The sequence below is a fragment of the Shewanella sp. SR43-4 genome (genome assembly GCF_014163845.1).
Classification (GTDB): Bacteria; Pseudomonadota; Gammaproteobacteria; order Enterobacterales; family Shewanellaceae; genus Shewanella; species Shewanella vesiculosa.
In genome coordinates, this window is sequence record NZ_JACJEB010000001.1 from 230,312 (window position 1) to 247,020 (window position 16,709).

Annotated in this window: 15 protein-coding genes; 7 read left to right on the forward strand and 8 right to left on the reverse strand. The window is 41.5% G+C overall.

Annotated elements, in window-relative coordinates; translation table 11 throughout:
- The first annotated feature begins 136 nt into the window (after positions 1-136).
- Complete coding sequence (locus H5123_RS01080; RefSeq protein WP_182696733.1) at positions 137-1,015, forward strand: LysR family transcriptional regulator; 879 nt, start codon at positions 137-139, stop codon at positions 1,013-1,015.
- A 116-nt stretch (positions 1,016-1,131) separates the two neighbouring features.
- Here the strand turns inward: H5123_RS01080 and H5123_RS01085 are convergent, their stop codons facing one another.
- The 3 genes from H5123_RS01085 to H5123_RS01095 all read right to left on the reverse strand — a co-directional run bounded on the left by H5123_RS01085 (position 1,132) and on the right by H5123_RS01095 (position 3,578).
- On the reverse strand, positions 1,132-2,070 hold the full coding sequence (locus tag H5123_RS01085; RefSeq protein ID WP_124015095.1) for an SPFH domain-containing protein: 939 nt from the start codon (positions 2,068-2,070) through the stop codon (positions 1,132-1,134).
- The gene (locus tag H5123_RS01090; RefSeq protein WP_182696734.1) at positions 2,070-2,999 is read right to left on the reverse strand and encodes a slipin family protein; all 930 of its coding nucleotides are present in this window, start codon (positions 2,997-2,999) and stop codon (positions 2,070-2,072) included. Before H5123_RS01090 ends, H5123_RS01085 begins: the two co-directional genes overlap by 1 nt.
- A gap of 117 nt (positions 3,000-3,116) precedes the next feature.
- Positions 3,117-3,578 carry an NfeD family protein gene (locus H5123_RS01095; protein WP_182696735.1) on the reverse strand — a complete coding sequence of 154 codons (462 nt, stop codon included), beginning with the start codon at positions 3,576-3,578 and terminating at the stop codon, positions 3,117-3,119.
- A gap of 475 nt (positions 3,579-4,053) precedes the next feature.
- Between H5123_RS01095 and H5123_RS01100 the strand changes: the two genes are divergently transcribed.
- The gene (locus H5123_RS01100; protein ID WP_124015098.1) at positions 4,054-4,806 is read left to right on the forward strand and encodes an outer membrane protein OmpK; all 753 of its coding nucleotides are present in this window, start codon (positions 4,054-4,056) and stop codon (positions 4,804-4,806) included.
- 98 nt (positions 4,807-4,904) lie between these two features.
- Here the strand turns inward: H5123_RS01100 and udp are convergent, their stop codons facing one another.
- On the reverse strand, positions 4,905-5,663 hold the full coding sequence (gene udp, locus H5123_RS01105; RefSeq protein ID WP_124015099.1) for a uridine phosphorylase: 759 nt from the start codon (positions 5,661-5,663) through the stop codon (positions 4,905-4,907).
- A 457-nt stretch (positions 5,664-6,120) separates the two neighbouring features.
- Here udp and H5123_RS01110 point away from each other — a divergent pair, with 457 nt between their 5' ends.
- Positions 6,121-6,336, forward strand: coding sequence for a YdcH family protein (locus H5123_RS01110; protein ID WP_124015100.1), 216 nt, complete (start codon positions 6,121-6,123; stop codon positions 6,334-6,336).
- An 83-nt stretch (positions 6,337-6,419) separates the two neighbouring features.
- On the opposite strand, the gene H5123_RS01115 is transcribed toward H5123_RS01110, so the two are convergent.
- A complete protein-coding gene (locus tag H5123_RS01115) occupies positions 6,420-7,595 on the reverse strand; it encodes a type III PLP-dependent enzyme (protein ID WP_124015101.1) in 1,176 nt (391 codons plus the stop codon).
- Positions 7,596-7,949: 354 nt separating this feature from the next.
- Between H5123_RS01115 and H5123_RS01120 the strand changes: the two genes are divergently transcribed.
- Entirely contained in the window at positions 7,950-8,783 is an 834-nt protein-coding gene (locus H5123_RS01120) for a mechanosensitive ion channel family protein (protein ID WP_124015102.1), read from the forward strand.
- A 230-nt stretch (positions 8,784-9,013) separates the two neighbouring features.
- Here the strand turns inward: H5123_RS01120 and H5123_RS01125 are convergent, their stop codons facing one another.
- A complete protein-coding gene (locus H5123_RS01125) occupies positions 9,014-9,997 on the reverse strand; it encodes a nucleoside hydrolase (protein ID WP_182696736.1) in 984 nt (327 codons plus the stop codon).
- 467 nt (positions 9,998-10,464) lie between these two features.
- Between H5123_RS01125 and H5123_RS01130 the strand changes: the two genes are divergently transcribed.
- Positions 10,465-10,881: a hypothetical protein gene (locus H5123_RS01130; RefSeq protein WP_124015104.1), complete on the forward strand. Its 417-nt coding sequence runs from the start codon at positions 10,465-10,467 to the stop codon at positions 10,879-10,881.
- Complete coding sequence (locus tag H5123_RS01135) at positions 10,878-11,072, forward strand: helix-turn-helix transcriptional regulator (RefSeq protein WP_124015105.1); 195 nt, start codon at positions 10,878-10,880, stop codon at positions 11,070-11,072. The genes H5123_RS01130 and H5123_RS01135 overlap by 4 nt, the downstream gene beginning before the upstream one ends.
- A gap of 481 nt (positions 11,073-11,553) precedes the next feature.
- On the opposite strand, the gene nhaC is transcribed toward H5123_RS01135, so the two are convergent.
- The gene (nhaC, locus tag H5123_RS01140; RefSeq protein ID WP_182696737.1) at positions 11,554-12,966 is read right to left on the reverse strand and encodes a Na+/H+ antiporter NhaC; all 1,413 of its coding nucleotides are present in this window, start codon (positions 12,964-12,966) and stop codon (positions 11,554-11,556) included.
- 426 nt (positions 12,967-13,392) lie between these two features.
- Between nhaC and H5123_RS01145 the strand changes: the two genes are divergently transcribed.
- On the forward strand, positions 13,393-14,526 hold the full coding sequence (locus H5123_RS01145; protein ID WP_182696738.1) for an ADP-ribosylglycohydrolase family protein: 1,134 nt from the start codon (positions 13,393-13,395) through the stop codon (positions 14,524-14,526).
- Here H5123_RS01145 and ovoA read toward each other — a convergent pair.
- On the reverse strand, positions 14,498-16,660 hold the full coding sequence (gene ovoA / locus H5123_RS01150; RefSeq protein ID WP_182696739.1) for a 5-histidylcysteine sulfoxide synthase: 2,163 nt from the start codon (positions 16,658-16,660) through the stop codon (positions 14,498-14,500). The genes H5123_RS01145 and ovoA overlap by 29 nt on opposite strands.
- Between the last annotated feature and the right edge of the window lie 49 nt (positions 16,661-16,709).

Genomic DNA, 16,709 nt, shown 5'->3' on the forward strand with positions numbered 1-16,709 from the left:
TGTGGTAAATAAGCTGGGTAATTGTGCTTGTTTAGGATCTATTTATTTTAAGTAACCTGTTTACTATTCTTGTTAATACTCAAGCCGATTAAAAATGCATTTATTACCCACAGCATGCGCTGTATAGGTTGTCATATTGGATATCAAAGATTTAGAGTTATTCATTGCGGTAGCAAAGTTAGGCAGTTTTTCTAAAGCTGCAAAATCATTTGATACTCGCAGAGCATTAGTCAGTCGTCGTATTGGGGAAATAGAAAAACAGCTCGGGGCACCTTTATTTACCCGCACCACAAGAGTAATGACTTTAACCACCGCGGGTCGGCAATACCTTGCTCAAATCGAACCTTTAGTGAATCAATTAAATCATGCTGGTTATGTGTTCAAACATCGTCATGATGAAGTGCAAGGCAAGTTGCGCATTGGCTTACTGCCGTTTGTCGACAAGCTTATGGATAAATATATCGCTCGTTTCATTCATGCTTATCCGCAAGTGCAATTAGAAGTATTAATTGTCTCCGGTGGCAGCAAAGAGCTCAATCGCTTAGGACTCGATGTGATTATTGATGCTAATGAGGTCAATGGGGCCAACCTTGCGGTTCATAAACTGACAACCTTTGAGCGTAAAATCTATGCTAGCCCAGGTTATTTAGAAAAATCATCACTGATAGAGAATACCGATGATCTGCAATACCACTCTTTATTGGGCTTTAGAGATGCCCATGGCCAACTTGAGCAAACTTGGCATTTTCAACACGCTAATGTGCCCACGCACTACAAAGTTATTTGCAGTGATTTTAACTCCCTGTATCACTTCTGTTTAGCGGGAGCGGGTATCGCATTGTTGCCACATGTGATCGCGGATGAAGCTGTCGAGCTGGGGCAATTGATTAACATTTTACCGCAACACAGCATCGGCTTTGCTGATATCAGCTTGGTATACTCCACCAAAAGCCCTCAATCTTCCGTGGCCAAAGCCTTTTGCGAACATTTGTTTACCGAGATGGCGGCGAGTTAGAGTGCTAAACAACTCACGGTAATATGTAATAAGCCATAAAAAAGGTTAGCGAATTTGCTAACCTTTTTTGTGTCAATGTTCACTGCCCTGCGATCAACAGCGCTTAACCGAGATCACTATTTCTGATCGTCTTTCAAGCCAATACTGTCCATCCAGTATTCAAAATTCACTAAGTTACCCGGTAACACAATGCGGCTATCAGGTTTGCTTAAGCCATCGAGTTGTCTCATATATTGCTCACCGAGTTGCATCCGCAAAGCACTTTGCCCACCTTCAGATGAAATCACCACAGCTAAGCGCTCAATTGATTCAGCCGTCGCTTTAGCTAACGTCAAAATCTCTTGAGCTTTACCTTCGGCCTCATTGATACGGCGTTGCATTTCACCTTCAGAGCGGTTAATGGTTTCCGCCATCACACCTTCTGAACGGTTAATTTTGCTTTGCTTATCACCTTCACTTTTAGCCAGCAATGCCCGACGCTCACGTTCGGCATTCACCTGCATTTCCATGGCATTTTTAACCGTTTCAGGTGGGGTAATATTTTTAATCTCATAACGGTGAACGCGAATCCCCCACATAGAACCAGCTTCATCGAGCACTTCCACCACTTTAGCTGAAATCACATCACGCTCTTCAAAGGTGCGATCAAGATCTAGAGTTCCGATCACTGAACGTGTTGTTGTTTGGGCTAGCTGAATAGCAGCATAACGGTAATCAGTAATGCCATAACTGGCTTTAACGGGATCGGTAACCGAAATATAAATCACCCCATCCACTTCAACATTCACTTCATCACTGGAAAAACACTCTTGCGGCGGTACATCAATGGTTTCTTCCTTTAAGTCGTGGATATAAGCCACTTTATCAAAGAAGGGGATCAGAGCATGGAAGCCTGCATCTAAAGTACTGTGATATTTACCTAAACGCTCAACAATATAAGCTGATTTTGTCGGAACCAGGCAAATAGATTGAAATAATTTCAGCACAAAGATAGCAAAAATAATGCCCCAAATCGCCATCACGATAAGATCGGTATCAATTCCATTAAACGACATTAGCGTGCTCCTTTTTCTGATGAATTGGATACGGCATGAGTCACTTGTTCCATGCCTTCAAAAAAGCCTTCTAACTTAGCCATTTCTGCAGGCACCACTGAGACTTGAGCTTCAGATAAAATCTTACCAACTTGACCAATAAACTGCTCTTTTAACAGCATATTCATTGCATCATTGCCACCATTAACCGTTAAAGATTTACAGATCATTTCCATGCCTTCAGCCTTGGCATTAGCAATAATCGAAATTTCTTGTCCGGTACCTAAAGCCTCATTAATACGTTTCTGTTTTTGACCTTCAGATAAATTAATCGCTTCTTGGCGTTCACCTTGCGACATATTAATCATTGCCGCTTTTTCAGCATTGGCTAAGGTGATTTCAGCTCGCTTACGACGCTCAGCTTCCATTTGTTTTTCAAGGGTATGAATCACTTTTTGCGAAGGTGAGATATTCTTTATTTCATAGCGTAAGACTTTGATCCCCCAAGGATCGGATGCTTTATCAATTTCACGCACAATCGATTCATTTAAACTGTCACGCTCTGAAAACGTTTGTGTCAATGTCAGCTTACCAATTTCTGAACGCATAGTGGTTTGCGCTAAGTTAACTGCTGCACGGCGATAATTTTCAATACCATAACTGGCAAGCTTACCGTCCATCACCTTAAGGTAGACCAAGCCATCAACCTCTAATTGGGTGTTATCTTTTGAAATACAACTTTGTGGTGGCACATCAAGCACTTCTTCACGCGTGTCGTGTCGATAAGCAACGCGATCGACAAACGGAACAAGAAAATGAAACCCTGGCTCGAGTACGGTACGGAACTTACCTAAACGCTCAATGACATGTACTTCTCGCATTGGCACGATTAACATTAATTTGTACAAAATGAATAATACAAATAAAAAAACAATGGTTAACACAAACATATCTGCTCCCTTTTAATCTGACTTTCCTAGATGACGCTTAATAGCTATCACAGCACTATATTATTAGTTTATTAAATAAAAATGTTGGTTAAGTACAAATCACAATACTCAAAATCACTATACTGAATCAATTATAGGCTCAACAACAAAAGCAATATTATCCCGACAAATAATCCTAACTTTGGTGCCCTTTTTTATCAGAGTACCATCACCTAATGCAGTCCAATTAGAGCCTAAGCAGCTAATTCTACCGGTCTTTTGACCTGGGCCTATGGCTTGCTTTACGATAGCGACCTGGTTATAGAGGTCCACTTCTTCGTCGGTATTATCCACATGAGAATCCCCTCCGACCAAACGTTGGGTCACATGACGAAAACTCAATAACAGCACCATAGAGGCCATAAACCATAGTGTCAGACTTTGCACCATGCCTTCGACAATACCAATAGCCAGTGCTGATGCGACGATAACACAAGCCGCACCCAATAAAATAACAATGCCCCCAGGAATGACAATTTCCGAGAGCATTAATAACAGCCCAAGTACTAGCCAGACTGCAATGGGATTTGAAAGTTCCATATTATCCTCCATACAATGAGAATGACCTTAAATTTACTATAACAGCTTTATGAATCATTGCGACATATTATGTCAAATTAACTTGTTTTATTAAATATGATACGCACCTTATCAACTCAACATTGCCTGCAGATAAACGAAAAACATTAACTTATATAGCTAGTGAATTAAGCCTCAGTGACCAGTATAAAAATAACACGTCCCCTTCACCATAACAGTGCAAACATATCATCGCTGTGTGTCACATCATATTGGCAGTGTTATTAAGCATTACATTATTATATTAACCACGAAAACAATGAAATCTGTATATTTGGCTCAGTTTTAATTGTGATTTATCACAATATTGAATATATTGCGCCCCATTGTGCACCAACAGAAATAATAGCTCACAAATTTACACTCAAGCGAGCTACAATTAACTCTAAAATGCTCCATTGTGGCGTACTTGGCCACTTAACTAACCGGAAGAAAAATGAAAAAAATCTGCCTATTAGCAACACTTATACTTTCTCAAAATGTTTTTGCTGATGATTTAGTGCAATGGTGGGATGTTAGCGCAACTGTCTTGCATGGCGAAAACTATGACTTAGCACCATCAGAAAGGCAAACCACTATTACGCTGGAAACCGCTGGCGGCTGGAAATATGGCGATTGGTTTGTCTTCCAAGATTTTATTAATTTTAATGGCAATAATAACGGTGTTGATAGCACCACTTATGGCGAAATTTCACCGCGTTTTAGTGCCAGCAAAATATTAGGTCAGCCAGTTGGCTTTGGTGCGATAAAAGATGTCTCTTTAGCACTGACTTTCGAAGAAGGTGAAGGCCCAGTTAACAGCATGCTTTATGGTATTGGTTTAGACATTGACGTACCATTTTTTAGCTACTTACAGCTAAACACCTACCGTCGTGATGCCATAAGCAATGGCAATATCAGTGATGGTTGGCAATTCACCCCGGTATTTAGAATCGACATGCCTATCGGTAATGCCAATATCATTGTTGATGGTTTTATTGATTGGGTATTTTCTGCTGACAATAACGGCTATGACGAAAACCTACACATTAATCCGCAAATAAAATATGACTTAGGCAAAAGTTTATTTGGTGATCACAAACAAAACCAGCTGCTAGTCGGTTTTGAATATGATTACTGGCAGAGTAAATATGGTGTTGCTGGTATTGATCAAAATACCTATTCAATCATTGCACAATATCATTTCTAATCCGCGTAGCAATTGATAAAAATCAGCTAACAAAAAAGGTGCCTAGGGCACCTTTTTTAATACGTATTTTTACGTAATCGCTGATTAAAAGCGTTAACTTACGCTAGCAATTTTTTCGCTGCTGCGACAACAATAGAAACAGCACTCACTTCAGTTTTCTTCATTGTTGCTTCATCAGGAATTTCTTGCTGTGTACGGTTAACAATAACACCCGCAACACATGCTGCACGCCAACCTTGAGTCGCACACATAGTAAATAGTGTCGCTGATTCCATTTCATAGTTCAGCACGCCCATTGATTGCCATTCTTTCATAGAACCAACAAAACGCTGAGTAATGCGACCAGACACAGTATCGTAACGCTCTTGACCTGGATAGAAGGTGTCAGAAGAAGCAGTGATACCAACATGTGGTTCAACACCTGCATCACGACATGCTGCTACCATAGCTGTAGTACATTCAAAGTTTGCTGCAGCTGGGAACTCAAGCGGTGCAAAATGTAAGCTCGCACCATCTAAACGTACAGAAGCTTGAGTGACAATAACATCACCTACATTGACGTTTGGTTGAATGGCGCCAGTGGTACCTACGCGCAAGAATGTTCTTACACCTAGTTGTGCTAATTCTTCAACTGCAATAGACGTTGATGGTCCGCCGATACCTGTTGAACAAACAACCACAGCTTTGCCATCGATATAAGCTAAATAGCTAGTATATTCACGATGACTTGCTAAGAATGTTGCATTGTCCATTAGCTCGGCAATTCGCTTAACACGCTCTGGATCACCAGGAACGATTGCTAAGGTTGCGCCATCTAACATTTTTTTAGTTAATCCTAAGTGAAATACATCGGACATTATGAAAACCCCTTTCATTTTTGAATATTAAATTCTTATATCACAGACTTTAACCTAGTCTTTCGAACGATAAGGTTAACTTGATCACATATAAATTCATAATAGATAATATTGATTCGTTAAATTATTACTAATAAATGACCATAACCCACCAAATACATGGACTTCAGCATAATGGAGGACAGGCATAAACAACAATCTATTTATCTAACCCAAAAAGCATTAACGTGATTTACATCAAGTTAACCTAACAGCAATGATTCTAGGCTGAAGCTAACCACCATCACAAAGTGTCACGCGCATACAATAGTCGCTTTAATATATGCCATCTTTGGAAGAGCTGTTGATACTGCTGCAGGGACTCATGATTTTATACAATCAATGTCAATTACCATAATGCCATTAATTTTTTCGATATGAGATCGGCATTGTCAACTTAACTTATAAGGAGTCACGTATGTTTCCAGAGTACCGAGATTTAATTACAACACTTAAAACAACTGATAATCATTTTTTAAAAAAATTTAATGAACATAATCAGCTTGATGCAGAAATTACCGAATTAGAAAAACACAGTAGCAGCGATGCTACACCAGAGCTAAAACTAATGAAAACTAAGCGATTACATCTTAAAGAACAAATATTTGAGATGTTAAAAAGCCATCAGGAATAAAACTAAGTTCAGGTCACAGATAAAAATAAAGGACGCACTAGCGTCCTTTTGTCTTACAAAGAATGATATCTAAAACCAATCAGTTAAAGGTAATAATCTTTAAGTGGCGGAAAACCGTTAAAACAGACTGCCGAGTATGTGGTGGTGTAAGCACCTGCAGTTAACCAATACATGCGGTCACCAATAGCAAGATCAACCGGTAAACCATAACTGTAATGCTCGTACATAATATCAGCGCTATCACAGGTTGGTCCGGCAATCACACACTTATCTAACTCCCCTCTGCGGTCAGTGTAGATAGGGAATTTAATGGCTTCGTCCATGGTTTCAATTAAACCAGAGAATTTACCCACATCAGTAAATACCCAACGCTCTAAAGCGGTGTGCGACTTACGTGAAATCAACACCACTTCAGACACCAATACGCCGGCATTTGAAAGTAATGAACGACCCGGTTCTAAAATGATTTCAGGCAATTCATCACCAAAATCTTCTTCTAGGAAATGCTTAATCTGCTGTGCATAAATGCCTAACTCATTAGTTTTATCCATGTAGTTAGCAGGAAAACCACCACCTAAGTTAATCATTTTAAGTACGATGCCATGTTCTTCTTTTAAACGGTCATAGATACTTTTTACTTTGCCGATAGCAGAATCCCACGCACCGATATCACGTTGTTGTGAACCTACATGGAACGAAATACCATGAGGTTGTAAGCCTAACTCTTTTGCTAACACTAATAAGTCATAAGCCATTTCATTTTGGCAACCAAACTTACGCGATAAAGGCCAGTCAGCGGTGTGGGTACCTTCAGTTAAAATACGTACATATACTTTTGAACCTGGGGCTTCTTCAGCAATCATACGTAAATCAGCTTCAGAATCTGAAGCGAACATACGAACGCCTTGCTTATAGAAAGAGCGAACATCTACACGTTTCTTAATAGTGTTGCCGTAGCTAACACGATCAGTAGAAACGCCTATCGACGTCACCATTTCAAGTTCGTAAATGGATGCAATATCAAAGTTTGAACCTTTATCTCGCAATAAAGTTAAAATCTCTTTGGCCGGATTTGCCTTAACCGCATAATAAATATTTGCGAAAGGAAAATTGGTAACCATATCATCGTATTGTTTCGCAACGATTTGGGTGTCAATAACGACAAATGGCGTTGGCTTATCTTCAGCAAATGCCTTAATGCGGTCAAACGTGTCCTTGTCATAATAATCTGCAACATCAATCGATTGAAATTGGCTCATTAGGCCAGTGCCTCCTGTTAGTTGGGCGAAAAAAGTGTCAATGCTATTGTGTAAAAACATGCGCAGTAAACGATATTTCTAATCATTACGCAACGAATTTTTATGCAGGAAGTGTAGTTTTTTATTCTTTAAAGCAATTTAATCAAAATGTCTAAATTGCCAACCCACTTATCCGCATTATTGATTCGCTTTTGTGCCTAAAAGTATAGTCATTCGTGAAGATAATGCGCATGAAGCCGGTAAAATATTTCACTATGATGGCTTTTACACTCGCCTCAGATTTAGCCCTGAGTATGAAAAGTTGTTATTATCTAGGTTGATATCAACTCAATGATCTTCAATAAGGAACATTAAATGAACGAACCCAGTTTAGATCAAGAGCTCCAACAACTGCAAAATGTTTATAGTCTCATCACTGAGTTTGTCATTGAATATAGCTTTCAAATCGCAGGCGCAATTATTATTTTCTTATTGGGGCTTTGGCTTGCCAGTAAAGCTGCCAGCATAGTCGCCGCTCAACTGCAAAAACATAACATTGATATCACCCTCAGTAATTTTGCCTCAAACTTAGTCAGAATAATCATTATCGTAATGGTCGCGGTAATTTGTTTAGGCAAACTGGGAATTAGCGTAACACCTATGGTGGCTGCAATTGGTGCCGCCTCTCTCGGTGCTGGCTTGGCATTACAGGGCATGCTAGCTAATTATGCTGCTGGCGTTACGATTATTGTTACCCGCCCTTTTGTGGTGGGCAATACCATTGAAATTAAGGATGTTAGTGGTGTTGTTGAGACAATAAAATTAGGCCAAACCATTTTAACTAATGAAGAAGGTGAGCAGATCAGCATCCCCAACAAACATATTATTGGCGAGATTTTACATAACTCATTCGCTTATAAGCTGGTTGAGAATAAATTCAATATTGATTATCAAGCCGATGCCGATCACATTATCCAATTAATAAACGCTGTACTAGCCGCCTCACCTGCGATTTATCAAGAAAAGAAACCCTTGGTCGGCATCAATGGCTTTAATGCTATCGGTATTGAGATTGGCGTACGCTACTGGGTGCCAACACAACGTTACTATGAAGAAAAATATCACACTAACTTAGCTATTATGAAGGCGCTAACGGCAGCAAACATTACTATCCCTTGTCCTGTGAAGGAAATTCATTTACAGCGCTAGTATTAGCATTTGGGCGGTTAGTCTTCAGCGCTATGGAGGCCAGCACATAACACTTAGCCTCCCTCATTACAGCATAAGCTAACGTCTAACTAAAAGTCGCGAGGGTTACACCCAATATAACGAGTCTGCATGCTATGCAATTTTTACATCGCAGTGGTTCAGCCGGCACAAAACAGCCAATAACAGCGCCGTTATCTGAGTAAATACAACTGCACTTTTACGTTAATTCACTAACTGGATGGTTTCAAGCGTGCGGCATATTCGATGATACTGCTGCGGTATAACTCCAACAACTCGAAATTTTTTACTGCAACACCAACCTTTTGTGAGGGCTTACTCATCCATTCATCATGCAGATACACACGGTTATCTAATTTCTGAATAGTCATTCCTTCAGCGACTCCATCGGTCACGACCCGTATTGGCCCTTCTCTGAGAGTAAAAAGCGCTGGATTAATCACATAGGCAATCGCTGATGGATCGTGTACATGGCAAGCCTCGAGGCCAACTTTTTCACTGTAAAACCGTAAATAGAACCGGCTAATATCCCAAATAAACTGGCCTACCTCACCAGCATCATCGCGCAACTTATCAAGATACTCTCGGGTAAAGAAACTTTGCTCGGTGACATCTAAACCAATCACTACCACAGGCCAAGAGGCGGTTAAAACCATATCAGCCGCATGAGGGTCATCATGAATATTGGCTTCAGCAAATGGAGTCACATTGCCACTGTGATTGTTCTCACCAAAGGCCCCACCCATGATGACCACTTGTTTAACTAAATCAACAATCGTGGGATCAGCCTGAAGCGCGAGTGCAAGGTTAGTTAACGGACCGATAGCTACCAAGGTAATTTCACCTGGCTCGGCTTTTACTGTATCGATAATATATTGATATGCAGGACGAGGATCCGCTTGCCCTTCGACCTCAGAAGGAACCATGACATCACCAAAACCACCTTCGCCATGAACAACTACCGTAGGTCCTAGCGGAGATCGTACGATAGGTTTACTCGCACCTGTGACAATATCAGCCTGTAACTGATATTTTTGCTTAAGATAAAGCGCATTATGGGTCGCATTTTCAATGGTCACATTGCCATAAACCGTGGTGATCGCTTTTAGTTCAATTGCTGGATGCGCTTGGGCAAATAGAATCGCAAAAACATCATCAATACCGGGATCTGTGTCTAATATAATTTTAGTTATCATGGGGATAGCTGTCCTACTCAATTTAGGTGAATTGATTAAAATGATTTTTACTGGCTATTTGGTGATGATACTCATAGACACTTCTATGTATATCAACAAGATAGTCGACACTTTAACCCAATATAAATACACAGAGGCTCATGAGTGACTTAGCACTATACAAAAATCATCATGATGTAAGTGTGATATCGCCTAAACTTGCAACTAAAAGTGCCCTCAGTTATGCGCTTACATTCATATTTAATCACTCATTTATTCATTCGCTAAAAACCATAAGTAAGTTCATTAATAAATCGAATGTCATAAGGTGATGCACTAACACGATTAGTTAAGGGTTTTGCTTCTATCATCAATTTAAGCCACGACTAAAAGTAAAGCGTGCTTGACATTTATTGTGAGGTTGCGTTAACTTAAGTCAAGCTTACTTTACTTAATGACAAACAAACACGACCAAAGGAGTATTAATCATGTCATCACAATCAGATCCACGAGACTGGAAAAACGCCAACAAACAAAACACTGCTCGCTTAGCAAAGTGGACCTTCGCTTGGGTGATCACTATGGCCATAGCAAACTTTGGCCCAATATATCTGTGGCAACAACAAGCCATCACAGCTCTGGCCATTGGGATTAACTTTATAATTGGTATTGGGATGATTATGGCCAACCGCCGCCAACTACTTGGCCTAGATGAGCTACAGCAAAAAATTCAATTACATGCGATGGGACTCAGTCTAGGGGTGGGGTTAATAGTTGGTTTAAGCTACTCAAATTTAGACACCACTAACCTAATAAGCGGTCATGCTGAGATTTCACATTTGGTCATTATCATGAGCCTAAGCTATTTAGTTGGCATAATTCTAGGTCATAGGAAGTACCAATGAAAAATCGCTTAAAAGTGCTCCGAGCAGAGCAAGGCTTTACCCAAGCACAGCTAGCTGATTTACTTAATGTTTCTAGGCAAACCATTAATGCGATCGAAACCGGTAAGTTTGATCCCAGTTTACCATTAGCCTTTAAAGCAGCCAGATTGTTTAACTTACCCATTGAAAGCATTTTTGAAGACGAAGTCTAGCTAGTAGCATTAGAAATAAACATTATAAAATACCCATATTATGCAAAATCAAACTTGTGCTTAACAGAGGATATTTTAGGCTTTATTGAGTTAAGTTGGATTCATAAAACCGCATGAAAGACAGAGATAAAATTAGCATTGTGACGCTAATTAAGCTTATTGAACGCTAATATTTAACTCTTCGGTTATGGATTAACGTCATTTTATTGGGTATGTGAACATCATTAAAACAGTGGGCAAACAACTAGAGAGGTAAGACAACTCACCCTTAACGTTAACTGAGTTTGACTATTTAGCCTGTATATTTCAAACGTAAAATAGGCCTTTTATATTAAAAAGGCCACTGTGACGCTTAAGAGGAATAATCCATATTCTCTACAATACATGTTAAACACCCCAGCGGTCGATTCAACTCAAGCATTGACCAGATTTACAGTATTAACCCTAAAAGCCCTACTCACTGATATAAGATTAATCTCCTTTACGTCAGCGCAGGTTTGGTTTTTGGTTTGAGAAGACCAATGCCAAAGGCGGCCATTGCCACTGCTATGATGGCATTAAGGTAGTTGAAAAAAGCATAGGGTGCGTAGTCAAGTACGTTTACCCCTAGAGTGGCAGTATAAAAGGCACCGGCCGTGGTCCACGGAATAAGGCCTGTGGTCATAGTGGCCCCTTCTTCTACTGAGCGCGAAAGAATGGCTGCCTCTACATTTTGTTGCTCATATTTGGGCTTAAACAGTTGGCAACTTAGAATAATCGAAATATAAGCCTCACCCATAGCAATGTTACCTAAGAAGCCGGACATAATCGTCGTCGCAATAAGGGTGGCGGTGCGCTGCACTCTTTTTATAATACCGGCTAATAGTGCGCTGAGAAATCCCGCGCCGTGCAAAATTCCGCCTAGCGCGATAGCCATTAACGCCAGCAGTAAGGTCCAGCTCATGCTGCTAATGCCACCGCGACCAAGCAAAGCATCTAAACTGGCAATACCGGTTGATTCGGGCGTATTTTCCCACAGCGCATTTAGCACAGAGATAGCACTTTGTTGCTGATAAAAAATCGCAATTAACACAGCAAGTATAATACTGCATGACATAGTCACTTCAGCGGGCACTTTTTTAATGCTCAGTACCGCGAGTAAAATCAGGGGTAATAAGGTGATCAGCGGCGTAAGGCTGTAATTGTTAGCAAGTGCTGTTTGAATTGAAGTGACCTCTGCCAAGTCTAGATTTTGCTCGCCATAGTTCAATCCGATCACTAAAAATATTAAGAAAGTGAGGATAAAGGTCGGCGTTGTGGTGAACAGCATGGCATAAATATGTCGATAAAGATCGGTGCCAGCACTCATAGCGGCGAGGTTTGTGGTATCTGAAATCGGCGACATTTTATCGCCGAAGGTGGCACCGCAGACAATCATACCTGCAACCAAAGGCAGGGGAATATTCATGGCAGAACCGATGCCAATAAAAACCACGCCTAAGGTGCCGACGGTACCCCAAGATGTTCCAGTTGCAAGCGACATCAAGGCGCACAGTAATAAACCGACAGCCAGAAACAAACTCGGACTCAGCCAACTAAGGCCATAATAAATCAGCGTGGCGATGGTTCCACTGTGCATAAAACTGGCAATCACCATGCCGATCAATATAAATATATAGATGGCAGGCATGGCTCTGGTGAGGGCGTTAGTCATCAACTCACGTATATGTATATAGCCGTAACCAAGACTAAAAGCGTTGAGTCCTACCCACAACAGACACAGGAACATCAATGTATGCAGGCTGATCCCTAGACCAAAAAGCCCACCTGCAATAGTGATGATAATCACGCTAAAACAGATAAGAGACTGCAAAAAACTAGGGCTACGGGGTAAGTTGGGAGTGATTACAGACATTGGCACACATTATGGTAACAATTGAGATAAAGCTGAGTATATCAGTACAGATAATTGGGTAAACTATAAACAAGCAGGATATCAAAAATAAACCTTTCATCTTTTAGCCGCAATAGTTTAGCCCCGAAGCAAAAGCCAAATCAACAGATATATCATCATAGATTGCTGTACATAATCTGTTACGTCCTCTATATCTTCCACACACTCAAAAGCGGTTGTACTTGTCGGGGTGAAGATTATGCTTACGAAATAAATTTAACCTATTGCCTTAAAAAAACGTCTAGTTTTGTATAAATCACGTATCAAGTATAACCATAGACGTTTTTAATCAATATTCACATCGTAAAAATTATCCATTGGTTATCCATTGTTGCTGTATCTAATCTAGATGCGAGTGCTTTTATACCATGTGAAAGAGGCATTACCATGAATCACAACCCATCTCAGCCACTTCGCGTTACCTGGGCACTTAAAACAAGCTTTATTGCTGATGCTTTGGCTATGCCAGTGCATTGGTATTATCAACCTATGGAAATCGAGCGTGCTTTTACGGGTGGTATTCAGCGCTTCGAAGCTGCACCTGAGTTTCACCCTTCATCTATTATGTCATTGCATTCAAAACACAAAGGAGGGCGACAATCCAATGATCGGTCGTCTAAGGGACATGCAGCTCACGATCAGCCGCCGCAAGTAATTGGCGATATTATTTTAAAAGATAAGGCGCAGTTTTGGGACAAACCGAATGTGCATTATCATCAAGGCATGCAGGCGGGTGAAAATACCCTTAACGCCTATTGCGCTCGCGTACTGATGCGCACTCTGGCGAGTTCGCCACAACGCTACGACGGACAAGCATTTGTTAATGCCTACATTGACTTTATGACAATGACTCCCGCCGCTCATCCCGATACTTATGCAGAGTCCTACCATAGAGGATTTTTTGCTAACTTAGCACAGGGACGCAAGCCTGAAAATTGTGGGATGATAACTCACGACACTGCATCCATTGGTGCATTGGTAACCATAGCGCCTTTGGTGTTTTCAGAACGACTTAAGGGCATAAGCGAAGCCGAAATAAAGATTACCTGCCGAGCGCATCTGGCCTTAACCCATCCTGATGAATCCTTAATGCAGGTGTGTGATAGCTACGTACAACTCTTGTGTGCTCTGATGGAAGGGCCCGATGAGGCCAGCGCTAAAGCACTTTTACTTGAAGCAAGTAAAGGCTTAACGAGTACTCATTTAGCCGGTCTGTTAAAACGTAATGTGCCCGACAATCAGGTCGTCGGCCAAGTGTTCTCAAGGGCATGTTATATTTCAGATTCTTGGCCTGTGGTCTTGTATCTGGCCTGTAAATACCAACATGATCCTTGGCAAGCACTGCGAGTGAATACTAACTTAGGCGGCGACAACGTACATCGAGGCATAGTGCTGGGAACCTTGCTTGGATTGCAAAGCGATATTGTGGCCACCAGTTGGTTTGAACAACTGGTAGACCACAAATTGATTGCTGATGAAATTGAGGCGCTTATCAGCGTGGCAAGCGCTCCCAAACCGTAAGTTCAGACAAGGTATGCTGAAACTTGTGCTGAGTTTCACGGATCACAAACGGCACTTTGCGCGGCTCACCGATCAACTTAAAGTGGCTTGATAGTTGATCTTTCAAGCCATCTAACGTGCTGTAGTTTTCACCATCTTTTTTGAAACCCCCTATCCATTCTGCCTTGGGTGTATGTTCTTCCAGCCAAGTGTAAGGCGATGCAATAATAAGCAAACCGCCATCATTGATGCGCTGTGCCATATCCGCCAGAAAACGGCTTGGCTGGTAGAGCCTATCAATCAAATTAGCTGCTAGCACTAAATCATAAGCAGTGAATTGGGGTTTGAGGTTACAGGCATCACCTTGATGAAATGCGACACGGTTTGCATAAGCTTGCAACCCTAGTTCTTGCAGGGTTCGAGTATGATAGCTCACTAATTCGCCTTCTTCCGCTCGGGCATAACGCACTGCACCTTGCTGTGCCATTCTAGCCGCTAGGCGAGTAAAGTTGGCAGAAAAATCAATACCGTCTACTTCATCGAACTGACGCGCCAACTCAAAACTTGCTCGACCACAGGCACAGCCTAAGTCAAGGGCTTTAGCTGTGGGTTTACCCTTCATTGCCTCAAGTGCAATATCAGCTAAGGCTTTAGGGAAATTATCTACGCCATACCAGGTGTCACCAAAGTGAAACTCTGCATATTCTGACAACAACTGGTTACTTTCGTAGTAAGCCTTATGAGACGTTGCCTCCACTTCAGAGGCAATATAGCGAAATCCTGCGTGCTGCAAAAAGTGACGCCTAAATGCATAGCGTGCACTAAGGCGTGCTTCATTACCACTTGAAATCCATGAACCACCTTTGATCAGGTTGTGTTTACCATCAAAAGTTGGCGTGGTGAAATCGTCATACAATGGGTGTACTTTAAAGTTATCGAACGGGTAAATCGGCGTTTCGGTCCATTGCCATACATTGCCCACTACATCAAACCAATTACCATGTTGATAGCGCGTTACCGGGCAGCATGAGGCAAAATGGTCAAGATGCAAGTTAGCATTGGCGGCACTATTTCCCAACTCTTCGACGCCCGCTTGTGCACACAAGCGATACCATTCGTCTTCAGTTGGCATGCGAATTTGTTGCCCGGTTACTACTGTTTTCCATTCACAAAACGCTTTCGCTTCATGGTAGTTAACTTCAGCAGGCCAGTCCCAAGCCATATCAACTTCTTCCGTCATCAAGCGCAAATACCAGCCATTATGCCAACGCCAAAATGCTGGGTGTTTCGCCTCAGTAAATTGCCGCCAAGCCAGGCCTTCATCGCTCCAGAAACGATTTTGCTCATATCCACCGTCCTCAACAAACTCGAGAAACTCCTGATTACTGACTAAATATTGGCTGGCTTTAAATTCAGCGACCTCTGCCTGATGTTGGCCATATTCGTTGTCCCAGCCATAGAAAGCACTATCAAGTGATTTGCCAAGATTTACTGAGCCAGCGGCAACGCTGATAAGTTTGTTTTTTGGAGCTTGGCCAGTATCTTTGCAAGCTTGCCATTGAGGTAATGGCTGGACTTTGGCCAATTCATGTTGGCGAATGAGTACCGATGACGTCTCAAGGTGGATACGCTCATGCTCAATACCCATGACGATAGGCCACCAGGTATTGTCCCAATCAATGGGTAGCACCAGGTCCAAGGTATCAATTAAAGTTAATACTGTGGCACGTACTTTAGCGCGATAGTCTTTTACCGCAGCAACACTGGGCCAGTCATAACTGTCTTCAGACAGATCATCCCAGCTCATTTCATCAACACCCACCGCAAAAATTGATTCCATATGAGGATTAATCCTATCGGGTATCAGTTTTGCCAATAGTAGCTTGTTGATGAAAAAAGTGGCCGTATGCCCAAGATAGAAAATAAGCGGGTGGCGCAAGGGGATAGGTTTTTGATAAAAACCGGCATCATCGCGCAAACAATCAAACAGTTGCGTATAGGTATCAAAGGTGTTGGTGAAGTAAAGCGCTATTTCTTGGCGCTTATCATCCACGGTGCCACTGTTGAGTTTAGGGGTTCTGCGCAATGCTCCAGAGTCAACAAACTTTGTCGATCGTTTAGCCATTTCTTGAGCGTTTTGTATAGGTAATGTCATCGTGGAACACGTTCCCTTAATTCTTATTCTACATTTATACGAGTAACTA

Excerpts from the sequence above, each read along its gene's own strand:
- H5123_RS01085 (WP_124015095.1), bottom strand. The coding sequence starts at position 2,070 with ATGTCGTTTAATGGAATTGATACCGATCTTATCGTGATGGCGATTTGG.
- H5123_RS01090 (WP_182696734.1), bottom strand. The coding sequence starts at position 2,999 with ATGTTTGTGTTAACCATTGTTTTTTTATTTGTATTATTCATTTTGTAC.
- H5123_RS01095 (WP_182696735.1), bottom strand. The coding sequence starts at position 3,578 with ATGGAACTTTCAAATCCCATTGCAGTCTGGCTAGTACTTGGGCTGTTA.
- H5123_RS01100 (WP_124015098.1), top strand. The coding sequence starts at position 4,054 with ATGAAAAAAATCTGCCTATTAGCAACACTTATACTTTCTCAAAATGTT.
- udp (WP_124015099.1), bottom strand. The coding sequence starts at position 5,663 with ATGTCCGATGTATTTCACTTAGGATTAACTAAAAAAATGTTAGATGGC.
- H5123_RS01110 (WP_124015100.1), top strand. The coding sequence starts at position 6,121 with ATGTTTCCAGAGTACCGAGATTTAATTACAACACTTAAAACAACTGAT.
- H5123_RS01115 (WP_124015101.1), bottom strand. The coding sequence starts at position 7,595 with ATGAGCCAATTTCAATCGATTGATGTTGCAGATTATTATGACAAGGAC.
- H5123_RS01120 (WP_124015102.1), top strand. The coding sequence starts at position 7,950 with ATGAACGAACCCAGTTTAGATCAAGAGCTCCAACAACTGCAAAATGTT.
- H5123_RS01125 (WP_182696736.1), bottom strand. The coding sequence starts at position 9,997 with ATGATAACTAAAATTATATTAGACACAGATCCCGGTATTGATGATGTT.
- H5123_RS01130 (WP_124015104.1), top strand. The coding sequence starts at position 10,465 with ATGTCATCACAATCAGATCCACGAGACTGGAAAAACGCCAACAAACAA.
- H5123_RS01135 (WP_124015105.1), top strand. The coding sequence starts at position 10,878 with ATGAAAAATCGCTTAAAAGTGCTCCGAGCAGAGCAAGGCTTTACCCAA.
- nhaC (WP_182696737.1), bottom strand. The coding sequence starts at position 12,966 with ATGTCTGTAATCACTCCCAACTTACCCCGTAGCCCTAGTTTTTTGCAG.
- H5123_RS01145 (WP_182696738.1), top strand. The coding sequence starts at position 13,393 with ATGAATCACAACCCATCTCAGCCACTTCGCGTTACCTGGGCACTTAAA.
- ovoA (WP_182696739.1), bottom strand. The coding sequence starts at position 16,660 with ATGACATTACCTATACAAAACGCTCAAGAAATGGCTAAACGATCGACA.